Source organism: Dechloromonas sp. H13 (assembly GCF_009469615.1).
Taxonomy (GTDB): Bacteria; Pseudomonadota; Gammaproteobacteria; order Burkholderiales; family Rhodocyclaceae; genus Azonexus.
In genome coordinates, this window is sequence record NZ_SSXX01000005.1 from 99,231 (window position 1) to 123,790 (window position 24,560).

Consider the following 24,560-nt stretch of genomic DNA (forward strand, 5'->3'; position numbering starts at 1 on the left):
GATGCTAACATCCGCCCATGAATTTCGAGCATCTCATCCAGATCAACGACCCGGACAACCCGCTGATCGCCCCCCTGACCCGCGACCAGCTCTGGCAAGGGCTGCTGTACCGTGCCGAGGACCCGCTGCCCTTCCTGCCGGGGCTGGAGTCGTGCACCATCCTCGAACGGCAGGCTGGCGAACTGCTGCGCGAGCTGGATTTCGGCCCGGCCGTCATCCGCGACCGTGTGACGCTGGCCGAGGCGCACTGGGTCCGCTTCGACATCGAGCCCTCGGCGAGCCATCCCGGCGGCAGCCTGACCATCACCATCGAGGAACCCCAGTCCGGCTTCCTGTTCCTGCGCTTCGCCTACCGGACGACGCTGGCCAGCAATCCGAACTCCGAGGAACGCGCCTACATCGAGTACGTGAAATCGGCCTACCACCAGTCCGACGTGGACTGCGTGCGCATCATCCGCACCCTGGCGGCCGGCGGCAAGCCGCAGTAGCGGCCGGCTGCGGTCGACGCCCGAAAACGGGCAAAAATGCTTATTCGACGCCCTGGCTGGCCAGGTAGTCCTCGTAGCCGCCGAGGTAGTCGACGATGCGGCCGTCGCCCTTGACCTCGAAGACGCGCGTCGCCAGCGAGGAAACGAATTCGCGGTCGTGCGAGACGAAGACCAGGGTGCCGGGGAATTTTTCGAGGCCGCTGTTGAGCGCCTCGATCGATTCCATGTCGAGGTGGTTGGTCGGCTCGTCAAGCACCAGCACGTTCGGTTTCTGCAGCATCAACTTGCCGAACAGCATGCGCCCCTGCTCGCCGCCGGAAATGACGTTGACCGGCTTCTTCTGCTCGTCGCCGGAGAACAGCAGGCGGCCCAGCGTGCCGCGCACCAGGGTTTCCAGGTCGCCGCCCTCCTCGACCGAGGCGCGGGCGTAGCCGACGATCCATTCGGTCAGGCTTTGCGTGCCGGCGAACTCGGCGCTGTGGTCCTGCGCGTAGTAGCCGGGGTTGGCCTTTTCGGCCCACTTCAGCGTGCCGTACTGCGGCTGCAGTTCGCCCATCAAGAGCTTCAGAAAGGTCGTCTTGCCGACGCCGTTCTCGCCGATGACGGCGATCTTCTCGCCGGCGTTGATGGTCACCGTCAGGTTGTCGAAAATCTTGCGCTCGCCGCCCTCGTAGGCGAAGGACAGGTTCTCGATCTCGACCGCCTGGCGGTGCAGCTTCTGCTTGTCGTCGTACTCGAAGCGGATCCACGGGTACTGGCGCGACGACGGCTTGACGTCCTCAGGCTTCAGCTTGTCGATCAGCTTCATCCGGCTGGTCGCCTGCTTGGCCTTCGAGGCGTTGGCCGAGAAACGGCGCACGAAGGTCTGCAGTTCGGCGATCCGTTCCTTGGCCTTGGCGTTGGCATTCGACTGGCGCTCGCGGGCCTGCTGGGCCGCTTCCATGAAGTCGTCGTAGTTGCCCGGATAGATGGTGATCTTGCCGTAGTCGAGGTCGGCCATGTGGGTGCACACCTGGTTCAGGAAGTGGCGGTCGTGCGAGATGATGATCATCGTCGAATCACGATTGTTGAGCACATCCTCCAGCCAGCGGATGGTGTTGATGTCGAGGTTGTTGGTCGGTTCGTCGAGGAGCAGGATGTCCGGGTTGGCGAACAGTGCCTGGCAGAGCAGCACGCGCAGCTTCCAGCCGGGAGCGACCTCGCGCATCGGGCCGTCGTGCTGCTCGGTCGGGATGCCGACGCCGTGCAGCAGCTCGCCGGCGCGCGCCTCGGCGGTGTAGCCGTCGTATTCGCCGACCTTGCCCTCGAGCTCGGCGGCACGCATGTAATCGTCCTCGCTCGCCTCCGGATTGGCGTAGATGGCGTCGCGTTCCTGGATCGCCGCCCACAGCTCCTCGTGGCCCATCATGACGACGTCGAGGACGCGCATGTCCTCGTAGGCGAACTGGTCCTGGCGCAGGTAGGCCATGCGCTCGGTGGCGTCCTTCGAGACGTTGCCGGCCGACGCTTCGAGCGCGCCGCACAGGATCTTCATGAAGGTCGACTTGCCCGCCCCGTTGGCGCCGATCAGGCCGTAGCGGAAACCTTCGCCGAACTTGACGTTGACGTTCTCGAACAGGGGCTTGGCCCCGAACTGCATGGTGATGTTGGCGGCGACGAGCACGGCGGTTCCGATCTGCGAATGACGATAAGGCGAAGGGACGGATTTTACCTGTTTTCAACGGGTTGACCGCGACAGGGTGCCCCATGTTTGTGCACTGCGGTGTAACATTCCAAGGAACAACTACTCGCCGCACAGGCAACGAGACAGCTCATGGTTCCACACCTCACCACCGCCCTCACCGGCCCCCTGCTCGAACTTGAGCGCCGCTTCCTCGCCGCCAGCCCGCAGATCGAGCACTGGCTGCGCGGCCAGTGGCAGGAGCACACGCCGCCCTTCTATTCCTCGTGCGACCTGCGCAATTCCGGCTTCAAGCTGGCGCCGGTCGACACCAACCTGTTCCCCGGCGGCTTCAACAATCTCAACCCGGCCTTCCTGCCGCTGTGCGTGCACGCGGCGATGAGCGCCATCGAGAAGATCTGCCCGGACGCGCGCAACCTGTTGCTGATCCCGGAAAACCACACGCGCAACCTGTTCTACCTGCAGAACGTCGCGCAGATCGCCGCCATCCTCAAGCAGACCGGGCTCAACGTGCGCATCGGCTCGCTGCTGCCGGACATCGTGCAGCCGACGCCGGTCGAGTTGCCGAACGGCCAGACGCTCCTGCTCGAACCGCTGGTGCGTAGCCAGTACCGCCTCGGGCTGGACGGCTTCGACCCGTGCGCCATCCTGCTCAACAACGACCTCTCGGCCGGCATTCCGGAAATCCTGGAGAACCTGCACGAGCAGTTCGTCCTGCCGCCGCTGCACGCCGGCTGGGCGGTGCGCCGCAAATCCAACCACTTCGCCGCCTACGACCAGGTCGCCAACGACTTCGCCCGCGAAATCGGCATCGACCCGTGGCGCATCAACCCCGCCTTCTCGGTCTGCCGCAGCGTCAATTTCCACGAGCGCCAGGGCGAGGAATGCCTGGCCGCCAACGTCGCCGCCGTACTCGACATGGTGCGCGAAAAGTACCGCGAATACGAGATCGACGAAAAACCCTACGTCGTCGTCAAGGCCGACGCCGGCACCTACGGCATGGGCGTCATGACGGTGCGCGACGCCGACGAGGTGATCGCCCTCAACCGCAAGCAGCGCAACAAGATGAGCGTCGTCAAGGAGGGCCTGGAGGTCTCCGAGGTGCTGATCCAGGAAGGCGTCCATTCCTTCGAGACGCTCAACGACGCGGTCGCCGAGCCGGTCATCTACATGATCGACCGCTACGTCGTCGGCGGCTTCTACCGCGTCCATACCGGGCGCGGCAAGGACGAGAACCTCAACGCCCCGGGCATGCATTTCGAACCGCTGGCCTTCGAGACCGGCTGCAACCTGCCCGACTACCGTTGCGGCAACCCGGATTCGCCGCCCAACCGCTTCTACGCCTACGGCGTCGTCGGCCGTCTCGCCTGCCTGGCGGCGGCCGTCGAACTCGAACGCTCGGCGCCCGAAAGCGCGCTGGCCCTCGTCGAGTGAGCGAGACCATGCAACCCGCCGTGGTTCTCCCCACTATCGGCAGCCGGCCGCTGCGGCTGGCCTTCGTCCTCGATCCGCTGCCCGAACTGAAGGCCTGGAAGGATTCGTCGGTGGCCATGATGCGCGCCGCCCAGCACCGCGGCCACAAGGTCTCCGCCATCGAGGCGCAGACGCTGGCCTGGCGCCGGCCGGAAGGCGACCCGGCCGGCGGTGTCAGCGGACTCGCCCGCCACCTCCACCTGAGCCTGGACGAAGCCGACTGGTACCATGAAAGCGCCCGCGAACGGCTGCCGCTGCACGCCGCCTTCGACGCGGTCGTCATGCGCCGCGACCCGCCCTTCGATTTCGAATACCTCACCGCCACCTGGCTGCTCGAACGCGCCGAAGCCGACGGCGTGCGCGTCTTCAACCGGCCGCGCGCCCTGCGCGAGCATTCGGAAAAGCTGGCCATCTGCGAATTCCCGCAGTTCGCCCCGACCACCCTGGTCAGCCGCCAGACCGACCAGCTGCAGCAATTCATCGACGACCAGCGCGATGTCATCCTCAAGCCGCTCGACGGCATGGGTGGCAGCCAGATATTCCGCGTCGGCCACGCCGACCCCAACCGCAACGTCATCATCGAGACGCTGACCCGCGAAGGCACGCGCACCATCATGGCGCAGCGCTTCCTGCCCGAGATTACCGCCGGCGACAAGCGCATCCTGCTCATCGCCGGGCAGCCGGCGCCCTTCTGCCTGGCGCGCATCCCCAAGGCCGGCGAGACGCGCGGCAACCTGGCCACCGGCGGCACCGGCGTCGCGCAGCCGCTGTCGCCGCGCGACCGCGAGATCGCCGAAGCGCTCGGGCCGCTGCTCGCCGCCCGTGGCCTGCTGCTGGTCGGCCTCGACGTGATCGGCGACTGGCTGACCGAAATCAACGTCACCAGCCCGACCTGCATGGTCGAGATCCGCGAGCAGACCGGCTTCGACGCCGCGGCCGCCTTCATCGCCGCCCTCGAGGAGGCATGCGCGCCCTCCTGATCCTCGCCGCCGCGCTGTTGCTCGCCGCCTGCGGCCGCACGCCGCTGCAGGAGCAGCAGGCCTACGTCTTCGGCACCCGCGTCGAGGTGCTGGTGGTCAGCGCCGACCCGGCACAAGGACGGCAGGCGATCGCCGCCGTGCTGCGCGAGTTCGACCGCCTGCACCGCGCCTACCACGCCTGGCAGCCCTCCGAACTGACGACCCTGAATTCAGCCCTGGGCGAGGGTCGACCGCAAACGGTGACACCGGAGCTGGCCGCCTTCGTCGGCGAGGCGCAGGCGCTGTCCAAGCGGGGCGACTACCTGTTCGATCCCGGCATCGGCCGGCTGATCAAGCTGTGGGGCTTCCAGTCCGACGAATTCAAGGCCGAATTGCCGCCGGAAGACGAGATCAGGCGCTGGCTGGCACAAAAGCCGTCGATCGCCGACATCACCATCGACGGCACCACCATCCGCAGCCGCAACCGCGCCGTGGCGCTCGATTTCGGCGGCTACCTGAAGGGCGTCGCCCTCGACCGCGCCGCCGCCATCCTGCGCCAACAGGGCATCCACAACGCGCTGATCAACATCGGTGGCAACGTCATGGCGCTCGGCAGCAAGGAAGGCAAGAAATGGCGGGTCGGCATCCAGCACCCGCGCCAGCCCGGGCCGCTGGCCACGGTGACGCTCGACGACGGCGAAGCGATCGGTACTTCCGGCGACTACCAGCGCTTCTTCGAAATCGGCGACCGCCGCTACGCCCACCTGCTCGACCCGCGCAGCGGCTACCCGGCCGACCACACGCAGGCGGTCACCATCCTCATCCCGGCCGGCCCGCGCGCCGGCACGCTGTCGGACGCCGCCTCCAAGCCGATCTTCATCGCCGGCCCCGAGGCCTGGCGCGCAATGGCCGAAAGGATGGAAATCGGCCTCGTTTTGCGCGTCGACCGCGACAGCCGAGTGTTCGTCACCGAAGCGCTGCATCGGCGCCTCGAATTCATCGGCCAGCCGCCGCCGCTCACCGTCGTGCCCTGAATGGACGCCGCCCTCGCCCGCGCCGCGCGCTGGCTACGCGCTGCCGACGGCCTGTTGATCAGCGCGGGCGCCGGCATGGGCATCGACTCCGGGCTCCCCGATTTCCGCGGGCCGGGCGGCTTCTGGGCCGTCTATCCGGCGCTCGGCAGGGCCGGCATCCGCTTCGAGGCGATCGCCAACCCCGACGCCTTCCGCCGCGACCCGCGCCTGGCCTGGGGCTTCTACGGCCACCGCCTCGCCCTCTACCGCGCTACCGCCCCGCACGCCGGCTTCGCCCTGCTGCGCAGCATCGCCGAAACAATGAGGCACGGCGCCTTCGTGTTCACCAGCAACGTCGATGGCCACTTCGCCAAGGCCGGCTTCCCGCCGCAACGCATCTGCGAAATCCACGGCTCGATCCATCACCTGCAATGTGCCGCCGGCTGCGGCGAGCAGATCTGGGTGGCCGACGACTTCCAGCCCGTCATCGACGCCGAAAACTGCCGCCTGCTCAACGACCCGCCGCAGTGTCCGCGCTGCGGCGCGCTGGCCCGCCCGAACATCCTGATGTTCGGCGACTGGGGCTGGATCGAGCGGCGCAGCGCGCTGCAGGAGCAACGCCTCGGCCAGTGGCTGGCGACCGCGGAGCGCCCGGTAGTCATCGAAATCGGCGCCGGCACGGCCATCCCTTCGGTCCGCCACTTCTCGGAAAACTGCGGCGGCAAGCTCATCCGCATCAACCCCGGCGACCCCGAGGTGCCGGCCAACGACCAAAGCATTTCCCTGCCGCTCGGCGGCCTCGATGGCATCACCCGCCTGTGTCAGGCGTTCGCCTAATAAGCGAGCGCCTACTTAGTCCGGCGCCTTCGAATCCAGGAACAGCGTCACCGGCCCGTCATTGACCAGGCTGATGGCCATGTCGGCACCGAACACCCCGGTCGCCACCGGCCGGCCCAGCGCGGCGGCCAACTTGCCGACAAAACTCGTGAACAACGGCTGCGAAACATCGCCGCGCGCCGCCCGGCTCCACGACGGCCGGTTGCCCTTCTTCGCCGACGCGAACAGCGTGAATTGCGACACCGCCAGAATCTCGCCGCCGGCCTCCTGCACGCTGCGGTTCATCACACCTTCCGCATCGCCGAAAATGCGCATGCGCACGATTTTCCCCGCCATCCAGTCGAGGTCGGCCTCGCCATCGGCCTCCTCGAACCCCGCCAGCACCAACAACCCGCCGCCGATTTTGCCGACAATTTCACCGTCGACCGCAACCGACGCCTCTTTGACCCGCTGGATGACGACACGCATCTCGTTAGCTTTCGACGAAACAACCCGTCAAATACCCTCAAACCAAGACTCGTCAACGCTAACTCGTTCGACAGTTTCCGTGCGAATGCCTAATGCAAATTCCTTCAACTTCTCGGCAAGTTCATCGCCATCAACGAGGTCGATCGGTGGAGCGCCATCCCGAGTCGCTTCCTTGATTGCTGCTGGCGTAAACGAACCCGTCGTAATAAAGAGGCCCTTGTCCGCCCTACCAACCATCGCACCACGGAAATCCCGAATCTCACTTGCGGAGACGGAACCCTTATAGCGCTTGCACTGAAAGAGTACATGGAAGCTCATGAATCCATGAATCCTAGCAATACCCTTTCCGTCGATTCCCCCATCCCCAGTACGTCCGGTTACCTCGACATGAATGAAACCTGACTCACGAAGCAGTCGCTGCACCAAGCGTTCAAAACCAGCCGGGTCGAGTTTTTGGGTCAGGACGGAAGAGAGTTTTTCCTTCCATCCCTCTTGTTCAGTTAACTCTCGAGCCGTCTGATCGGCAGGCCGTTTCTTAGAACCCTCTGCCTTGTCCAAGGCGCGAACAAACCGGACAACCTCTCCAGAATCAACTGTATCCAGCCCGCGAGCCTTTTCGGTAAGCGACCAGATTCCACGGCTCGAATTTTCGAGTAATCCGAATTTCTTCAAGTATGTACGCGCCCAAGCCAAGCGATAACCAACCTCAGTTAGGCTGCTCTTTTCCGGGTCGTGGAGTTGCGCCAAGACATCCTCAGGTAATTGCACGATATCGACAGTCTTCGAATAAATTTCCTCAACCGATCCAGATCCACCCAGCGCATTAAGAGCTGCTAGTAACGGGTTCATGAGTTCGTCAAAGGTAGGGATCGTAATTTCGGGCACTGATCAACTCCAGTTCATAAACTCTGCTATAAAAAAAAAGAGACCCGTAAAACAGGGCCTCTCTTCATGCTCTTGGTCACGGTTCAAATATCGATCCGCGCATTCAGCGCATTGGTCTCGATGAAGACCCTTCGCGGTTCGACCAGTTCGCCCATCAGCGTCGTGAAGATCTCGTCGGCGGCGATCGCATCGTCGATCTGCACGCGCAGCAGGCGGCGGACCTTGGGGTCCATAGTGGTTTCCCAGAGCTGCTCGGGGTTCATTTCGCCGAGGCCCTTGTAGCGCTGCTTGCTGATGCCGCGCTCGACGTCGGCCAGCAGCCACTTCATGGCGTCGCCGAAATTGCCGACCGCCTGCTTCTTCTCGCCGCGCGCCATGAAGGCGCCGGGGCCGAAGAGGTCGGCCAGGGTTTCGGCGGTGCGGCGCAGCTGCAGGAAATCGCCGGAAAGCAGCAGGTCTTCGTCGATCAGGCCGACCTTCAGGTTGCCGTGATGGATTTTCTCGACGCGCAGCGTCCACCGTTCCTGGATGTCGTCGAAACGGGGAACGATGCGGATGCCGCCGGCCAGATGCTGCGCCAGGGTATCGGCGCTGGCCCGGGCGCCGGCTTCGGAAGCGAGGTCGAGCTTCAGGTTGTGCTGGACCAGGGCCTTGAGAACGGAGGGGTCGACCAGGTGCGAGATACGCTCGATGACCGCTTCGGTCAACAGCCAGGAGCGGGCCAGTTCCTCCAGTGCCGGGCCGCTCACCGGCTCGGCGCCGGCGCGCGGCGTCAGGCTAGCTTCATCCATCGCCATGCGCAGCAGGAACTGGTGGTATTCCTGGTCGTCCTTGAGGTAGCGCTCGGTCTTGCCGTGCTTGACTTTGTACAGCGGCGGCTGGGCGATGTAGACGTAGCCGCGTTCGATCAGCTCGGGCATCTGGCGATAGAGCAGCGTCAACAGCAGGGTGCGGATGTGCGCGCCGTCGACGTCGGCGTCGGTCATGATGATGATGCGGTGGTAGCGCAGCTTCTCGATCTTGAATTCGTCCTTGCCGATGCCAGTGCCGAGCGCCGTGATCAGCGTGACAATCTGCTCGCTGGAGATCAGCTTGTCGAAGCGCGCCTTCTCGACGTTGAGCACCTTGCCGCGCAGCGGCAGGATCGCCTGGAACTTGCGGTCGCGGCCCTGCTTGGCGGAGCCGCCTGCGGAGTCACCCTCGACGATGTACATTTCACAGAGTGCCGGGTCCTTTTCCTGGCAATCGGCCAGTTTGCCGGGCAGGCCGATGCCGTCGAGCACGCCCTTGCGCCGCGTCATTTCGCGGGCGCGACGGGCGGCTTCGCGGGCGCGCGAGGCCTCGACAATCTTGCCGCAGATGGTCTTGGCATCGACCGGGCGTTCGAGCAGGAAATCGGCCAGCTTCTGGGCGACGACTTCCTCGACCGCCGGGCGGGCTTCCGAGGAAACCAGCTTCATCTTGGTCTGCGAGGCGAACTTGGGGTCGGGCATCTTGACCGACAGCACGCAGGCCAGGCCTTCGCGCATGTCGTCGCCACTGATGTCGACCTTGGCCTTCTTGGCGATCTCGTTTTCGTCGATGTACTTGTTGATGACCCGGGTCATCGCGGCGCGCAGGCCGGTCAGGTGGGTACCGCCGTCGGACTGCGGGATGTTGTTGGTGAAGCAAAGCACCTGTTCCTGGTAGGAATCGTTCCACTGCATCGCCACTTCGACGCCGATGGTGACGCCGGTGTCGCCGACCCTGGCCTCGCCGGCCGAGTAGAAGATGTTGGGATGGAGGACGGTCTTGGTCCGGTTCACATACTCGACGAAGCTCTTGACGCCGCCGGCGAAGGCGAACAGTTCCTCCTTGCCGGCGCGCTGGTCGACCAGACGGATGCTGACGCCGTTGTTGAGGAAGGACAGCTCGCGCAAGCGCTTGGCGAGGATTTCGTAGTGGAACTCGACGTGGCCGAAGATTTCCTCGTCGGCCAGGAAGTGCACCTCGGTACCGCGCTTCTCGGTATCGCCGAGGATCTTCAGCGGCGATACCTCGACCCCGTCGCGCAGCTCGATGCTGCGGTCGACCGGCACGCCACGGCAGAATTCCATGAAGTGCTTCTTGCCCTCGCGGCGGATGGTCAAGCGCAGCCACTTCGACAGCGCATTGACGCAGGAGACGCCGACACCGTGCAGACCGCCGGACACCTTGTAGGAATTCTGGTTGAACTTGCCGCCGGCGTGCAGCTCGGTCAGCGCGATTTCGGCGGCCGAGCGCTTCGGCTCGTGCTTGTCGTCCATCTTGACGCCGGTCGGGATGCCGCGGCCGTTGTCGATGACGCTGATCGAATTGTCGGTGTGGATGGTGACGGTGATGTCGTCGCAATGCCCGGCCAGGGCTTCGTCGATGGAATTGTCCACGACCTCGAAGACGAGATGGTGCAGGCCGGTGCCGTCGGACGTGTCGCCGATGTACATGCCCGGACGCTTGCGCACGGCCTCCAGGCCCTCGAGGATCTGGATACTGGCTTCACCATAGGCCGGGGCGCCGCCTTGCGGGTTGTTCATCGGCGTGTTTTCTTCGCTCATTACTTGTGTTCCACGTGAAACTAGTCGTTGAATTCAGGGTGTCAGATGCGCATCGGCATGACGACGTACTTGAAGCGGTCGTTGCCCGGCACCGTGATCAGGGCGCTGGAATTGGCGTCGTTGAAGCTCCAGCGGATTTCCTCGGTGTGTACGTTGTTCAGCACGTCGAGTAGATAACCGACGTTGAAGCCGACATCGATCGGTTCGCCGGCGTAATCGACCTCGATTTCCTCCTGCGCCTCTTCCTGTTCGGCGTTGGCGGCGATCAGCTTGAGGCTGTTCTCGCCGAGCACGACGCGCACGCCGCGGAATTTCTCGTTGGTCAGGATCGCCGCCCGCTGCATGGCCTGGGTCAGCGTCTGGCGACCGACCGTCAGGTGATTGCGCAGGCTGCTCGGCACCACCCGCTCGTAATCCGGAAACTTGCCGTCGATCAGCTTGGAAACCAGCACCACGGAGCCGAATGCGAAACGCACCTGGTTCGGGGCGAGCGTAATGTTCAGTGCGTCGTCGCTGTCGACCAGCAGGCGGTTCAGTTCGAGCACCGTCTTGCGCGGCAGGATCATTTCCTGACGCGGCAACTCGGCTTCGATCTCGACGCTGGCGAAGGCCAGGCGATGGCCATCGGTCGCCACGGCGCGCAGTTCCTTGCCTTCGACCAGCAGCAGCAGGCCGTTCAGGTAATAGCGGACATCCTGCGCCGCCATGCTGTACTGCGTCTTGGCGATCAACTGGCGGAAGGCCTTCTGCGAGATCGTGAACTGCCGGGTTTCGCCCTCGCTGATCGTCATGCGTGGAAAATCGTCCGCCGGCAGGGTCTGCAGGCTGAAGCGGCTCTTGCCGGCGCGCACCTGCAGACGCTTGTCTTCCAGCACCAGGCTGACTTCCGAGTTGTCCGACAGTGAACGCAGGATTTCCTGCAGCTTGCGCGCGCCGACCGTCACCGCGCCATCGCCGTCGCCGCCTGCCCCGGCGGTGGCCGTGGTGATCTGGATCTCGATGTCGGTCGCCAGCAGGGTCAGCTTGTCGCCCTTCTTTTCCAGCAGCACGTTGGAAAGGATCGGCAGCGTGTGCCGCCGTTCGACGATTCCCGACACAGACTGCAGCGGGGCCAGGAGCGTGTCTCTATGGGTTTTAATAAGAACCATAAGTTAAATTCCTAAGTTGACTACATCGGGAACAAGTCTGTGGATAAGATAAACAAGTTGTTTATTTTCATGTAGTTAGTTGTTATTTCAGGCTCTGTGCAAGGCACTGCTTTGCCTGTGGGCGAATTCTGGACAATTTTCCCACAAAGCGGAAATCCCCGGTTGGCCCACAATCGGCTGACAGTATCCGCACAGGCTTATCAACAGCTTTCACCCCTTCAGCACCTGCAGCAGCACGTGCAGGTCATGATTGAGTTCGCTTTCCTTGAGGCGCAGCGATTCGATGGTCTTGACCGCATGGATGACCGTGGTGTGATCGCGGCCGCCGAAGGCGTCGCCGATTTCCGGGTAGCTGTGCGAGGTGACTTCGCGACACAGCCACATGGCCAGTTGGCGCGGCCGCGTGACGGCACGCTTGCGGTTCTTGGAAAAGAAATCGGCGACCTTGATCTTGTAATAGTCGGCTACCGTCTTCTGGATGTTGTCGATGCCGACGTTGCGCACCGAGCCGATGAGATCCTTGAGCGCCTCCTTGGCGAGGTCGAGGGCGATGACGCGGCCGTGGAAGGAGGAATAGGCGAGCACCTTCTTGAGTGCGCCTTCCAGTTCGCGGACATTGGAACGCAGGTGCTTGGCGATGAAGAAGGCGACCTCGTCGTCGAGCTGCAGGCCCTCGGCCTCGGCCTTCTTCTTCAGGATGGCGACGCGCATCTCGAGTTCCGGCGGCTCGATCTGGACCGTCAGGCCCCAGTCGAAGCGGGTCACCAGGCGGTCATCGAGGCCGTTGATGTCCTTCGGATAGGTGTCGCAGGTGATGATGATCTGCTTGCGCGCCTCGATCAGGGCGTTGAAGAGGAAGAAGAATTCCTCCTGCGAGCGGTTCTTGCCGTTGAAGAACTGGACGTCGTCGAGCAGCAGCACGTCGAGCGTGCGGTAGGTGCGCTTGAAGGTGTCGAAGGATTTCTGCTGGTAGGCGCGTACGACGTCCGAGTAGTAGTCCTCGGCATGCACGTAGCGGACAATCTTGTCCGGGTTTTCGCCAACGATGGTATTGCCGATGGCGTGGATCAGATGGGTCTTGCCGAGGCCGGCGCCGCCGTAGATGAACAGCGGGTTGTAGGCGCCGCCGGGGTTGTTCGCGACCTGAACGGCGGCGGCGCGGGCGAGGTCGTTGGCCTTGCCGACGACCAGGGTGTCGAAGGTGAACGCCGGGAAGAGGCGCGATTTTTCGTAGGTGTTGGCCTTGCCTGGCGCCTTGCCGGGGCTCGGCGCCACCGGTGCGGCCGGGGCCGTCGCGACCGTTGCCGGTTCCGGGCCGGCGGAGCGCGCGTTGCCGTTGCTAGCGCTGCCCCCCTTGCCGCCGTCGATGACCAGCGAAATGCTGACCGGCCCGCTGAAGAAGGCGCGGCTGTAGTCCTCGATGCGCGTCAGGTAGCGGTCGCGCACCCACTTCATGATGAAGCCGTTGGGAGCGATCAGCCGCAACCCTTCGAGCGGCTGGCTTTCCCCTTCGAGGCGCAGCGGCTTGATCCAGGTATTGAACTGCTGCACAGGCAATTCCTGTTCGAAACGCTGCAAGCAGGATTCCCAAAAACCGGCCATCGCCAACAATACTCCTCCCCGCGCAGGCAAAAAATTGCTGGCGGTTTTATTAACTACATGATTCAGTGGAATTTTTTACAAAATCGCGGGACGGCCGGCGGGCCGTGTGCGAAACCCGGATTCTACCCCTGCCCCGGCAAGTTATCCACAGCTTTCGGAAATAATTGATCTTGACAGGACGGGTCGAAACACGGTGTAATTGCGCGTTTTTCTTAGCACATCAAGGGATTACCACATGAAACGCACGTATCAACCGTCGGTCGTGCGCCGCAAGCGCACCCATGGCTTCCTGGTTCGTATGCGCACCAAGGGTGGCCGCGCAGTCATCGCTGCTCGCCGCGCCAAGGGTCGCGCCCGTCTGGCCGTTTAAGCCGGACGTTCGGCGGGGTGGAACAAGCCTTCGCCAGACGCTATCGCCTGACAAAAACGGATGAGTTCTCATCCGTTTTTGGTTTCAGGAGGGCGATTCGCGGTGAATTGCTGATGCTGCACTACCAGCCGCGGGCCGAAGGTTTCAGCGAGGCGCGCCTCGGCCTGGTGGTCGGCAAGAAACTGGTCAAGCGGGCCGTTGACCGCAACCGGGTCAAACGGGTGATCCGCGAGGAGTTTCGCCGCTGTCGGCCGAACCTGCCGCCGGTCGACCTGGTCGTCCGGCTGGCTGTGAAGCCGCAACGGCCGCTCGTCGGCAAGGCGATCGCCAGCGATTTCCTGGCCCTGCTGGAAAAGCTGCAGCGGCCGCGGGAAAAGCGATGAAGCGCCTGCTGGTCGCCCTGCTGCGCACCTACCAGTATGCGATCAGCCCGTTTCTCGGGCGGCGTTGCCGTTATTATCCGAGCTGTTCGGAATATGCGGTGGAAGCAGTACAGAAATACGGTGCCCTCAAGGGTGGCTGGCTCGGCGTCAAGCGCGTCTGCCGCTGCCATCCCTGGCATCCCGGCGGGTACGATCCGGTACCCTGATTTGAGAATGCTTGATTACGTAGGCTGTTCATGGACACTCGTCGCCTGATCCTGGTTTTGATCTTCACCTTCTCCAGCTTCATGCTGTGGGAAAGCTGGCAGAAGTACAACCAGCCCAAGCCGCCGGCCAATGCAACGGCCGCCGTGCCGGCCGGCAGCGCCGCGCCGCAGCCGTCGGCCGCCCTCCAGGCCGGTGCGCCGGCTGCCGCGCCCGGTGCCGCGGCGGCGCCCGCGGTTGCCGGCGAAACCGTCGATATCCAGACCGACCTGGTCAAGGCCACGATTTCCACCGTCGGCGGCGACATCGTCCACCTCGATCTGCTGAACTACAAGGAACACGACAGCCAGGACAAGACCTTCGCGCTGTTCGACGCCAAGCACCATTACGTGATGCAGAGCGGCCTGATCGGCGACGGAATGCCGACGCACCGCACGACGTTCCGGCGCGTCGCCGGCCCGACCACGCTGGCCGACGGTGCCGACGAGTTGAAGGTCCGCCTCGAAGCCACTGCGCCCAACGGTGCCAACGTGGCCAAGATCCTGACCTTCAGGCGCGGTTCCTACCTGGTCGACGTGGCCTGGGAAATCGACAACAAGGGCGACAAGCCGCTGTCCGCCCACGCCTACTACCAGCTGCAGCGCGACAGCGTGGCGCCGGAAGGCGAAACGATGATGGTGTCGACCTTCACCGGCCCGGCGGTCTATACCGAGGCCGACAAGTACCAGAAGGTGAGCTTCGACGACATCGGCGCCGGCAAGGCCAAATTCGCCAAGGCCGCCGACAACGGCTGGCTGGCCATGGTCCAGCATTATTTCGTGTCGGCCTTCGTGCCCAAGGAGCACAGCCAGCGCGAGTACTACATGCGCAAGGTCGACGGGCAGAACCTCTACCAGGCCGGCGTCATCGTGCCGGTGGCGGAAATCGCGCCGGGTGCGAAGGGCGGCACCTCCGTCGACCTCTACGCCGGCCCGCAGGAGCAGGACACGCTGAAGAAGCTGGCGCCGGGCCTCGACCTCGTCGTCGACTACGGCTGGCTGACCGTCGTCGCGGCGCCCATCTTCTGGGCCCTGCAGGCGATCTACAAGCTGGTCGGCAACTGGGGCTGGGCCATCGTCATCCTGACCATCATCATCAAGGCCGTCTTCTATCCGCTGTCCGCCGCCTCCTACAAGTCGATGGCCAAGATGCGCGTGCTGACGCCGCGCCTGATGCAGCTGAAGGAACGCTACGCCGACGACAAGCAGCGCCTGAACCAGGAGATGATGAAGCTGTATCAGACCGAGAAGGTCAACCCGCTCGGCGGCTGCCTGCCGATCCTCGTGCAGATTCCGGTCTTCATCGCCCTCTATTGGGTGCTGCTCGGTGCCGTCGAGATGCGCGGCGCGCCGTGGATCCTGTGGATCCACGACCTGGCGGCGCCCGATCCCTTCTACATTCTGCCGGTCATCATGATGGCCTCGATGTTCGTCCAGACCAAGCTGAACCCGACGCCGCCGGACCCGATCCAGGCCAAGGTGATGATGATGATGCCGCTGATCTTCGGCTTCATGTTCTTCTGGTTCCCGGCCGGCCTGGTTCTCTACTGGGTGGTCAACAACGTCCTGTCGATCGCCCAGCAGTGGCAGATCACGCGCATGATCGAGGCCGGCGGCAAGGCGGCCAACGACGCCAAGGCCTGACGTGTGAACTCCGGCACCATCGCCGCCATCGCCACGGCCCCCGGCCGCGGCGGTGTCGGGGTGATACGCATCTCGGGCAGCAATTTGCTGCCCTTTGCTTTTGCGCTGACCGGCAAGACGCCGCAGCCGCGCCACGCCACGCTGGCCGATTTCCGTTCGGCCGAGGGGGTTGCGGTCGACACCGGAATTCTGCTGTTTTTCCCCGGCCCGCATTCCTTCACCGGCGAGGACGTCCTCGAACTGCAGGGCCACGGCGGCCCGGTCGTCATGCAGATGCTGCTCGCGCGCTGTCTCGACCTCGGCGCGCGCCTGGCCGAACCGGGCGAATTCAGCCGCCGCGCCTTCCTCAACGGCAAGATGGACCTGGCGCAGGCCGAGGCGGTCGCCGACCTGATCGATGCCGCCACGGCGAGCGCCGCCCGCTCCGCCGTGCGTTCCCTGCAGGGCGAGTTCTCGCAGGCGATCCAGACGCTGACCGACGAACTGATCAACCTGCGCATGCTGGTCGAGGCGACCCTCGATTTCCCCGAAGAAGAAATCGATTTCCTCAAGGCCGCCGATGCCTTCGGCCGCCTGCAGCGCCTGCAGACGAAACTGGCGGAAATTTTCGACCGCGCCGGCCAGGGCAAGCTGCTGCAGTCCGGCCTGCACGTCGTGCTGGCCGGCCAGCCCAACGTCGGCAAGTCGTCGCTGCTCAACCGCCTGGCCGGCGACGAACTGGCCATCGTCACGCCGATCGCCGGCACCACGCGCGATGCGCTGCGGTCGACCATCCAGATCGAGGGAATTCCGCTGCACGTCATTGACACCGCCGGCCTGCGCGAAACCGAGGACGAGGTCGAGAAGATCGGCATCGCACGCAGCTGGCAGGAAATCGAGCGGGCCGACGTGGTCCTCCTGCTGGTCGATGCGCGCAGCGGCGTCGGCGAAGCCGACCGCGAAATCCTCGGCAAGCTGCCCGCCCGCCTGCAGCGCGTCACCGTCTACAACAAGATCGACCTCGCCGGCCGTGCGCCGGAACGTCACGACGAGGCCGACGGCGTCGCCGTTTCGCTGTCGGCGAAGGCCAACCAGGGCATCGACCTGCTGCGCGCCGAACTGCTGCGTGTCGCCGGCTGGCACCAGGCCGAGGACGTCTTCATCGCCCGCGAACGCCACCTGCGCGCGCTGGCCGCGGCGCAGGAGCACGTGGTGGCGGCGAGCAACGTCGTCGAGGGCCGCCTGCCGGCGCTCGAGCTCTTCGCCGAGGAACTGCGCCTGGCGCAGCAGTCGCTCGGCGAAATCACCGGCGAATTCACCGCCGACGACCTGCTCGGCGTCATTTTCAGCCGCTTCTGCATCGGAAAGTAGGTGGAAGCGCTCGCCCCGGGCCTGCTGGCGCTGGTCGTCGCCGCCTTTTTCGCCGGTGCCGTCGACGCCGTGGTCGGCGGTGGCGGGCTGATCCAGATTCCCGCCCTGTTCGCCGTGCATCCGGGCGAGTCGGCCGCCACCCTGTTCGGCACCAACAAGTGCGCCAGCATCGTCGGCACCGCCAACGCGACCTGGCGCTACGCGCGCCGCGTCGTCATGCCGTGGCGCACCATCCTGCCGGCGGCGTTCGCCGCCTTCGCCTTCTCCTACGTCGGGGCGGCCGCCGTCGCCTGGCTGCCGCGCGACGCGGTGCGCCCGCTGATCCTCGTCCTGCTCGTGGTCGCCGCGGTCTACACCCTGAAAAAGAAGGAATTCGGCGAGGCCCACCGCCCGGCCCACAGCGGCCATAGCGAACTGGTCTACGCCCTGCTGCTCGGCGGCGGCATCGGCTTCTACGACGGGTTTTTCGGGCCGGGAACCGGCAGCTTCCTGATCTTCCTGTTCGTCCGCTATTTCGGCTTCGATTTCCTGCACGCCTCGGCCAGCGCCAAGGTGGTCAACGTGGCGACCAACCTGGCGGCGCTGCTCTACTTCGTTCCCAACGGCCATGTCCTGCCGCTGCTGGCGGTGGCGATGGCGGCCGCCAACGTCGCCGGTTCGCAGGCCGGCACCTGGCTGGCGCTGCGCCACGGCAGCCGCTTCGTGCGCCGGGTCTTCCTGGTCCTGGTGGCGGTGCTGATCGTCAAGTTCGCCTGGGACACCGCGCGGGGCTTCGTCTAGCAGCCTGCCGACCTGTCGAGTCCGACCGGCTGCCCGGTCCGCCGTGCCGGCGGGGCGCTGGCGGAAGGGTATAATCCAGGCCGCAGCACAAAGGGAATTCGATGTCAGCTCACACCATTTTCGGGCCTTTTCGCCTGTCGACCGCAGCCGCCCTGGCCGCCCTGCTCGCGGCCTGCGCCGGCGGCCCGACGTCCGACGGCGAGGCGCCCGCGCCGCGCGCCCGGGCCGCCTCTCTCCAGGTCGGTTACGCCTGCTGCAACCTGCATTACGACGGTGACCTGGTCAGCGATTCGAATTACGGCCAGCTGCCGTTCGTGGCGGCCGGCACGCCGCTCCGGGTAACGAAGATCGACGGCTACGTTGCCCATGTCGATGTCGACGGCCGCTCGTTGCGCCTGCTGCTCGAACATCGCGACCAGGAGACGATGCAGGAATGGCTGGGCCGCATCGTCGTTGCCGACGATCCGCGGCCGAAGATCGCCGCCTTCCCGCCGCCGGTGCGCGACGCGGTCAAGGCCGGCCGCCTGCTCAAGGGCATGACGCGGGAACAGGTGATCATTGCCGTCGGCTATCCGCAGACCAGCGACAAGTTCCGGCTCGACGGCCCGTCGTGGCGCTACTGGTGGTCAGGCTTCGCGCCCTATTACGTCTATTGGTCCGCCAACAAGCTGAGCCGGATCGACGGCCAGGCCGAGGTCGTCGGCGCGGTCACCTACAAGGGCCGCTGAGCGCGCCCGTCACGAAGGAGTCGCAAGATGACAGCCAGCGCCCAGGCAGCACCTCCGGCGGCACCGCGGCAATGCGACGTGCTGGTCATCGGCGGCGGCCCGGCCGGGTCGACGGTGGCGCCGCTGCTGGCCGAGATGGGCTATTCGGTGGTGCTGCTCGACAAGGCCCGCCATCCGCGCTTCCACATCGGCGAATCGCTGCTGCCGGCCAACCTGCCGCTGTTCGAGCGGCTAGGCGTGGGCGACGAGGTGCGCGCCATCGGCATGCAGAAATGGGGCGCCGAGTTCGTCTCGCCGCACCACGCCCACAAGCAGGCCTTCGAGTTCGCCGACGCCTGGGACAAGGCGATGCCCTACGCCTACCAGGTCAAGCGCGCCGAATTCGACGCCGTGCTGATCCGCAATGCGGCGCGCAAGGGCGTCGCGGTGCATGAAGGCTGCAAGGTGCGGCGCGTCGATTTCCTGCCTGACAACAGCGGCGCGGTCGTTCGCGCCTGCCATGACGACGGGCGCGAGGAAGAATGGCAGGCGCGCTTCGTGGTGGATGCCTCCGGACGCGACACCTTCCTCGCCAACCGCTTTCGCATCAAGCAGCGCAATCCGAAGCACAACAGCTCGGCGGTCTACGGCCACTACGCCGGGGCTCGGCGCAACGAAGGCCAGGCCGCAGGCAACATCACCATCTTCTGGTTCGAACACGGCTGGTTCTGGTTCATCCCGATGCAGGGCGACGTCACCAGCGTCGGCATGGTGACCTGGCCGTATTTCATGCAAACGCGCGGCGGACGCAGCCTGCAGCAGTTTCTCGCCGACGGCATCGCCCTCTGCCCGGCGCTCGCCGAGCGCCTGCAGGACGCCGAGCTGGTCAACGAGGTCGAGGCGACCGGCAATTTCTCCTATGTTTCCGAGCGCAACCACGGCCCCAACTACCTGCTGCTCGGCGATGCCTACGCCTTCATCGACCCGGTCTTTTCGTCCGGCGTCTGGCTGGCGATGCACAGCGGCGTGCTCGGCGCCGAGACCATCGACGCCTGCCTCCGCAACCCGGCGGCGGCCCCTGCCGCCCTCAAGCGCTTCGACCGCCTGATGCGGCACGGGCCGAAGGAATTCTCGTGGTTCATCTACCGCGTGACCAACCCGATCATGCGCGATTTCTTCATGGGCCCGAAGAACATCTTCCGCGTCAAGGAGGCGCTGCTCTCGGTCCTGGCCGGCGACATCTTCGGCAGGACGCCGATCTGGAATTCGCTGCGCATCTTCAAGCTGCTCTACTACAGCGCCAACCTCCTGCAGCCGCGGCGCGCCTTCCGCGGCTGGCGGCGGCGCCGCTTCAACATCCGCCGCGTCGACGACGCGGCCGTCACGCCGGGCTGACGGTGCTCGAACTGCAGACCCGCGTCGTGCCGGGCGCCCTGCCCGCCGGGGCCGCCGCCGGTCACGTGCTGGGCGGCGCCTGTCTCGGCCCGGCGCCGGCCGGCAGTCCGCCGGGCTGGCCGCTGCAGAGCATTTTTGCCCCTTTGCCGGGGTCGACCGCGACAGGCCTGCACGAGCTGTGGCTGGCGTCCGGACCCTGCACGGCGGGTTGCAGCGAGGGCATCGCCTGGCGGCGCGGCGACGGCATGCTCTACGGCGTCTGCGAAATCGCCGAGGCGGACTTTCCCGGCACCGGCGACCGCTCGCCGCTGCAGGCCGCCAGCCACGCCGCGTATCGCCGCATCTTCCGGCTGCTCGCCGCCGAGCGGGTGCCGCACCTGTGGCGGGCGTGGAACTACTTCGCCGACATCAACGGCGAGTCGCACGGCCTCGAACGCTATCGCCAGTTCAACATCGGCCGCCAGGATGCCTTCCTCGAATTCCACCGTGGCGCCACCGGCAACGTGCCGGCCGCCTGCGCCATCGGCCTCGCCGGCGGGCCGCTGCGCATCGCCTTCATGGCCGGCGAGCGGGCAGCGACGGCGCTCGAGAACCCGCGCCAGGTCAGCGCCTACCACTACCCCGCCGACTACGGGCCGCGCAGCCCGACCTTCTCACGCGCCATGTTGGCCAGCCTGGCGGACCAGGAAATCCTCTTCGTTTCCGGCACGGCGAGCATCGTCGGCCACCGGACGGTGCACGCCGGCGACGCCGTCGCCCAGTGCCGCGAGGTGCTGGCCAACATCGGCGCGGTCGTCGAGGCCGCCAACCAGGTTCGCCGCTCGGCCGCCTACGCGCCCGATGCGCTGAGCTATCGCGTCTACCTCCGCCATGCGGCCGATCTCGCCGGGGTCGCCGATGTCCTGGCCACGCACCTCGGCGCCGCCGCCGACATCGTGTTCGTCCAGGCCGACATCTGCCGCGCCGACCTGCTGCTGGAAATCGAGGCGACCGGCCTCCACCCGCTGGCCGGATGAGCGGGCCGCGGCGCGCCGGCCATCCGCTGTGGATCGCCTACGAAATGCTCGCCATGCTGCTCGGGCTCGGTGCGCTTGCCGTCCTCTGCCTGCTCTGGCTGCCCTGCGCGCTGCTGCTGCGGCCGCTGCTGCCGCGCCCGACCGGGCAGGCGCTCGGGCGGCGGGCGATCATGTACGGCTTCCGTTTCTACCTCGGTTTCCTGCAATGGTTCTGCGCCTGCCGTTTCGATCTCGCCGAACTCGACCGCCTGCGCGACGCCGGGCCGCTGATCGTCGCCGCCAACCATCCCTCGCTGCTCGATGTGGTATTGATTGCTTCGCGCTTGCCCGACGCCGTCTGCGTGATCAAGGCCGCCCTGCTCGACCGCCTGCTGTTCGGCGCGGCGGCGCGTCTCGCCGGCTATATCCGCAACGATGCGCCGCTGGAAATGATTCTGCAGGCGCGTGCCGAACTGCGTGACGGCGCGCAACTGGTGATCTTTCCCGAAGGATCGCGGACCGCCGGCTTCCCGCTCGATCCCTTCGCGCCGGGCTGCGGCCTGCTCGCCTGGCGGGCGGCGACGCCGGTGCAGACGCTGCTGATCGAGTTCTCGACGCCCTATCTCGGCAAGGCCTGGCCGCTGTTCCGGCGCCCGCAGTTGCCCCTGCATTGCCGTATCCGCCTCGGCCAGCGCTTTCCACCGCCGGTCGATCACGCCGCCTTCACCCGCGAACTCGCTGCCTATTTCCGCGCGGAATTGGGCCAAAATACGGCGTCGACCGCAACCGGCGCGGCCTGACCTCCAACCCATGTCCACCGCTTCCCGCACCCACCTCGTCATCATCCCCAGCTACAACCCCGGCCCCGGGGTGGTCGCCACCGTGCGCGCGGCGCGCGCGCAGTGGACGCCGGTCTGGGTCGTGGTCGACGGCAGCAGCGATGGCAGCGCCGAGCAGCTGCAGGCGCTGGCGGCGCAGGACGACGGCCTGCAGGTCATCGCCCTGCCGGAAAACCGCGGCAAGGGCGCGGCGGTGCTCGCCGGCATCACGCGCGCCGCCGCCGCCGGCTTCACCCACGCGCTGACCATGGATTCCGACGGCCAGCATCCGGCCGACCTGATCCCTGCCTTCATGACCGCCTCGCAGGCCGATCCCGGCGCCATGGTGCTGGGCAAGCCGGTGTTCGGGCCGGAAGCGCCGGCGCTGCGCGTCAATGGGCGCAAGGTGTCGAACGGCTGGGCCAATCTCGAAACCCTGTGGATGGGCATCGGCGATTCGCTGTACGGCTTCCGCGTCTATCCGATCGCGCCGCTGATCCGGGTCATGCAAAAAAACCGCTTCATGCGCCGCTTCGATTTCGATCCGGAAGCTGTCGTCCGGCTGTGCTGGGCCGGCGTCCGCCCGCGCAACCTCGACGCGCCGGTACGCTACTTGTCGGCGGCCGAAGGCGGTGTCTCGCATTTCAAATACCTGCGCGACAACACGCTGCTGACCTGGATGCACACGCGGCTGTTCATCGGCTTCCTGCTGCGCTTGCCGTGGCTGGTCTGGCGCCGCGTTACCCACTGAAATCCTTTTTTGACAGTTGCGACAATGAATCCGAGCGAACCGCGCCATACCGCCCTCAAACCCGATGCCCGCCTCGACGCCTATTTTTCCGGCGAGGACGAGCGGCGGCGCGTCACCCGCGAGTTGTTCGACCAGGCGGCCGCCGGCTACGACGAGGCCGAGCGCATCACCGGCTTCGGCACCGGGCCGCGCTATCGGCGTGAGGTGCTGCAGCGCAACGGCCTCGGCGCCGGCATGCACCTGCTCGACGTGGCCGCCGGCACCGGCCTGGTGACGGTTGCCGCGGTGGAACTGGTCGGCCCGCAGGGCCGGGTGCTGGCCCTCGACCCCTCGCCCGGCATGCTCGCCGAGCTGCGCCGGAAGGTCGATGTCGAGACCATCGAAGGCTATGCCGAGGCGATCCCGCTGCCCGACGCTCATGTCGATTTCATCTCGATGGGCTACGCGCTGCGCCACGTCGGCGACCTCGATCGCGCCTTCGCCGAGTACCTGCGCGTGCTGCGGCCCGGTGGCCGGGTCTGCCTGATGGAAATCAGCCGCCCGCGGAACCGGTTCGGCCAGTGGCTGCTGGCCGCCTATCTCGGCCACGTCGTGCCGCTGCTCTCGCGGCTCGGCCGCAGCCGGGCCGACGTCGGCCGCCTGTGGGCCTATTACGGCGACACCGTCGCCGCCGCCGTTGACCCGGCGCTGGTACTCGCCGCCCTGCGCCAGGCTGGCTTCGAGGATGTCCACTGTACGGTCACCTTCGGCATCTTCCGCGAATATCTCGGGCGCAAGGCCGACCGGGTTTCATGAACACCACCGAAGTCTTCCTGATCGCGATGACGATCATCTTCTCCGCGCCCTGGCTGATCTGGCGCGTCGCGCAGACCGACTACTGGGCGCCGCTGGTCGTCGTCCAGATCATTACCGGCATCCTGCTCGGACCCGGCATCCTCGGCCGCTTCCTGCCCGATTACTACGCCTTCGTATTCACGCCGGCCGTCGTCCAGGCGCTGAACGGCATCGCCTGGTGGGCGGTGATGCTGTTCGTCATGATCGCCGGCATCGAACTCGACCTCAGGAAGGCCTGGGAACACCGCCGCGAGAGCACCATTACCGCCGGACTGGCGCTCGGCACGCCGCTGCTCTTCGGCTGCCTGGCCGCCGCCGGCCTGCTCATGTACGACGGCTGGATGGGGCCGCAGGCACGCACCTGGCAATTCGTGCTCGGCGTCGGCATGGCCTGCGCCGTCACCGCCCTGCCCATCCTGATCCTGCTCATGGAAAAGCTGGACATCCTGCGCCAGCCGATCGGCCAGCGCATCCTGCGCTACGCCAGCCTCGACGACATCGCGATCTGGGGCGTCCTGGCGTTGATCCTGATGGACTGGCAGCGGGTCGGCAAGCAGGCTGCCTTCCTGCTCGCCTTCGCCATCGCCGCCTGGGGCTTCCGCCGGCTGATGCAGCGTCTGGCCGAGCGCGACCGCTGGTACGTCGCGCTGATCTGGCTCGCCGTCTGCGCCTTCGGCGCCGACTGGGCCGGCCTGCATTTCATGGTCGGCGCCTTCCTCGCCGGCGCCGTCATCGAGGCCGACTGGTTCGACCAGGCACGCATGGACCAGCTGCGCCACCACGTGCTGCTGGTCATGATGCCGGTCTTCTTCCTGAGCACCGGCCTGCGCACCAACTGGGGGGTCGGCGGCGTCGCGGTGTTCTTCGCCGCCGCCCTGCTGCTGGTCGCCGCGGTCGCCGGCAAGCTGATCGGCGTGCGCTTTGCCGGCCGCCTGCTCGGCTGGACGCCGGGCGAGGCGAGCGTCATCGGCTGGCTGCTGCAGACCAAGGCGCTGATCATGATCATTTTCGCCAACATCCTGCTCGACAAGCAGATCATCACTCCCGAAGCCTTCACCGCGTTGCTGCTGATGGCGGTCGCCAGCACCATGCTCACCGTGCCGCTGGTCGCGCCGCAACTGGCGCGGCTGCAGGCATTGATCCGGCGCTCCGCCTGAGGAAAGA

At 65.9% G+C, this 24,560-nt stretch carries 24 protein-coding genes; 18 read left to right on the plus strand and 6 right to left on the minus strand.

Going from position 1 to position 24,560, the window contains the following annotated elements; genetic code table 11:
- Nucleotides 1–17: 17 nt before the first annotated feature.
- The gene (locus GH660_RS12405; protein ID WP_153146987.1) at nucleotides 18–488 is read left to right on the plus strand and encodes an SRPBCC family protein; all 471 of its coding nucleotides are present in this window, start codon (nucleotides 18–20) and stop codon (nucleotides 486–488) included.
- Between the two features lie 40 nt (nucleotides 489–528).
- Here the strand turns inward: GH660_RS12405 and GH660_RS12410 are convergent, their stop codons facing one another.
- The gene (locus GH660_RS12410) at nucleotides 529–2,151 is read right to left on the minus strand and encodes an ABC-F family ATPase (protein ID WP_153146988.1); all 1,623 of its coding nucleotides are present in this window, start codon (nucleotides 2,149–2,151) and stop codon (nucleotides 529–531) included.
- 150 nt (nucleotides 2,152–2,301) lie between these two features.
- On the opposite strand from GH660_RS12410, the gene gshA reads away from it, so the two are divergent.
- From gshA to GH660_RS12430, 4 genes are read left to right on the plus strand one after another with little or no spacing between them, the layout of a single operon-like run.
- The gene (gene gshA / locus GH660_RS12415) at nucleotides 2,302–3,603 is read left to right on the plus strand and encodes a glutamate--cysteine ligase (RefSeq protein WP_153146989.1); all 1,302 of its coding nucleotides are present in this window, start codon (nucleotides 2,302–2,304) and stop codon (nucleotides 3,601–3,603) included.
- 20 nt (nucleotides 3,604–3,623) lie between these two features.
- Nucleotides 3,624–4,622, plus strand: a complete 999-nt coding sequence (gene gshB / locus GH660_RS12420) for a glutathione synthase (RefSeq protein ID WP_228276482.1) — start codon at nucleotides 3,624–3,626, stop codon at nucleotides 4,620–4,622.
- Entirely contained in the window at nucleotides 4,607–5,635 is a 1,029-nt protein-coding gene (locus GH660_RS12425; RefSeq protein WP_153146991.1) for an FAD:protein FMN transferase, read from the plus strand. Before gshB ends, GH660_RS12425 begins: the two co-directional genes overlap by 16 nt.
- Complete coding sequence (locus GH660_RS12430; protein WP_153146992.1) at nucleotides 5,636–6,451, plus strand: Sir2 family NAD-dependent protein deacetylase; 816 nt, start codon at nucleotides 5,636–5,638, stop codon at nucleotides 6,449–6,451. It abuts the gene before it with no gap.
- A 15-nt stretch (nucleotides 6,452–6,466) separates the two neighbouring features.
- On the opposite strand, the gene dtd is transcribed toward GH660_RS12430, so the two are convergent.
- The 5 genes from dtd to dnaA form a co-directional block, all read right to left on the minus strand.
- Nucleotides 6,467–6,919: a D-aminoacyl-tRNA deacylase gene (gene dtd, locus GH660_RS12435; RefSeq protein WP_153146993.1), complete on the minus strand. Its 453-nt coding sequence runs from the start codon at nucleotides 6,917–6,919 to the stop codon at nucleotides 6,467–6,469.
- Nucleotides 6,920–6,946: 27 nt separating this feature from the next.
- Nucleotides 6,947–7,804 carry a restriction endonuclease gene (locus GH660_RS12440; protein ID WP_228276483.1) on the minus strand — a complete coding sequence of 286 codons (858 nt, stop codon included), beginning with the start codon at nucleotides 7,802–7,804 and terminating at the stop codon, nucleotides 6,947–6,949.
- A gap of 83 nt (nucleotides 7,805–7,887) precedes the next feature.
- Nucleotides 7,888–10,377 carry a DNA topoisomerase (ATP-hydrolyzing) subunit B gene (gene gyrB, locus GH660_RS12445; protein ID WP_153146994.1) on the minus strand — a complete coding sequence of 830 codons (2,490 nt, stop codon included), beginning with the start codon at nucleotides 10,375–10,377 and terminating at the stop codon, nucleotides 7,888–7,890.
- Nucleotides 10,378–10,418: 41 nt separating this feature from the next.
- Nucleotides 10,419–11,525 (minus strand): DNA polymerase III subunit beta, encoded by a 1,107-nt coding sequence (dnaN, locus tag GH660_RS12450; RefSeq protein WP_153146995.1) that lies wholly within the window; start codon nucleotides 11,523–11,525, stop codon nucleotides 10,419–10,421.
- 210 nt (nucleotides 11,526–11,735) lie between these two features.
- Entirely contained in the window at nucleotides 11,736–13,127 is a 1,392-nt protein-coding gene (gene dnaA, locus GH660_RS12455; protein ID WP_153146996.1) for a chromosomal replication initiator protein DnaA, read from the minus strand.
- 235 nt (nucleotides 13,128–13,362) lie between these two features.
- Here dnaA and rpmH point away from each other — a divergent pair, with 235 nt between their 5' ends.
- The 13 genes from rpmH (at nucleotide 13,363) to GH660_RS12520 (ending at nucleotide 24,553) form a co-directional block, all read left to right on the plus strand.
- Nucleotides 13,363–13,497, plus strand: coding sequence for a 50S ribosomal protein L34 (gene rpmH, locus GH660_RS12460; RefSeq protein WP_153146997.1), 135 nt, complete (start codon nucleotides 13,363–13,365; stop codon nucleotides 13,495–13,497).
- Nucleotides 13,498–13,514: 17 nt separating this feature from the next.
- A complete protein-coding gene (gene rnpA, locus GH660_RS12465; protein ID WP_153146998.1) occupies nucleotides 13,515–13,880 on the plus strand; it encodes a ribonuclease P protein component in 366 nt (121 codons plus the stop codon).
- Nucleotides 13,877–14,086: a membrane protein insertion efficiency factor YidD gene (gene yidD, locus GH660_RS12470; protein WP_153146999.1), complete on the plus strand. Its 210-nt coding sequence runs from the start codon at nucleotides 13,877–13,879 to the stop codon at nucleotides 14,084–14,086. The genes rnpA and yidD overlap by 4 nt, the downstream gene beginning before the upstream one ends.
- Nucleotides 14,087–14,116: 30 nt before the next feature.
- The gene (gene yidC / locus GH660_RS12475) at nucleotides 14,117–15,766 is read left to right on the plus strand and encodes a membrane protein insertase YidC (protein ID WP_153147000.1); all 1,650 of its coding nucleotides are present in this window, start codon (nucleotides 14,117–14,119) and stop codon (nucleotides 15,764–15,766) included.
- A gap of 3 nt (nucleotides 15,767–15,769) precedes the next feature.
- Complete coding sequence (mnmE, locus tag GH660_RS12480; RefSeq protein ID WP_153147001.1) at nucleotides 15,770–17,116, plus strand: tRNA uridine-5-carboxymethylaminomethyl(34) synthesis GTPase MnmE; 1,347 nt, start codon at nucleotides 15,770–15,772, stop codon at nucleotides 17,114–17,116.
- Nucleotides 17,117–17,896 carry a TSUP family transporter gene (locus tag GH660_RS12485; protein WP_228276484.1) on the plus strand — a complete coding sequence of 260 codons (780 nt, stop codon included), beginning with the start codon at nucleotides 17,117–17,119 and terminating at the stop codon, nucleotides 17,894–17,896.
- A gap of 101 nt (nucleotides 17,897–17,997) precedes the next feature.
- A complete protein-coding gene (locus GH660_RS12490; protein ID WP_153147002.1) occupies nucleotides 17,998–18,624 on the plus strand; it encodes a hypothetical protein in 627 nt (208 codons plus the stop codon).
- 27 nt (nucleotides 18,625–18,651) lie between these two features.
- Nucleotides 18,652–19,998 (plus strand): NAD(P)/FAD-dependent oxidoreductase, encoded by a 1,347-nt coding sequence (locus tag GH660_RS12495; protein WP_153147003.1) that lies wholly within the window; start codon nucleotides 18,652–18,654, stop codon nucleotides 19,996–19,998.
- Between the two features lie 2 nt (nucleotides 19,999–20,000).
- Nucleotides 20,001–21,014 (plus strand): hypothetical protein, encoded by a 1,014-nt coding sequence (locus GH660_RS12500; protein ID WP_228276485.1) that lies wholly within the window; start codon nucleotides 20,001–20,003, stop codon nucleotides 21,012–21,014.
- The gene (locus GH660_RS12505; protein ID WP_153147004.1) at nucleotides 21,011–21,793 is read left to right on the plus strand and encodes a 1-acyl-sn-glycerol-3-phosphate acyltransferase; all 783 of its coding nucleotides are present in this window, start codon (nucleotides 21,011–21,013) and stop codon (nucleotides 21,791–21,793) included. Before GH660_RS12500 ends, GH660_RS12505 begins: the two co-directional genes overlap by 4 nt.
- 10 nt (nucleotides 21,794–21,803) lie before the next feature.
- A complete protein-coding gene (locus GH660_RS12510; protein WP_153147005.1) occupies nucleotides 21,804–22,562 on the plus strand; it encodes a glycosyltransferase family 2 protein in 759 nt (252 codons plus the stop codon).
- A gap of 24 nt (nucleotides 22,563–22,586) precedes the next feature.
- A complete protein-coding gene (locus tag GH660_RS12515; protein WP_153147006.1) occupies nucleotides 22,587–23,357 on the plus strand; it encodes a class I SAM-dependent methyltransferase in 771 nt (256 codons plus the stop codon).
- Nucleotides 23,354–24,553: a cation:proton antiporter gene (locus GH660_RS12520; RefSeq protein WP_153147007.1), complete on the plus strand. Its 1,200-nt coding sequence runs from the start codon at nucleotides 23,354–23,356 to the stop codon at nucleotides 24,551–24,553. The genes GH660_RS12515 and GH660_RS12520 overlap by 4 nt, the downstream gene beginning before the upstream one ends.
- The last annotated feature ends 7 nt before the right edge of the window (nucleotides 24,554–24,560 follow it).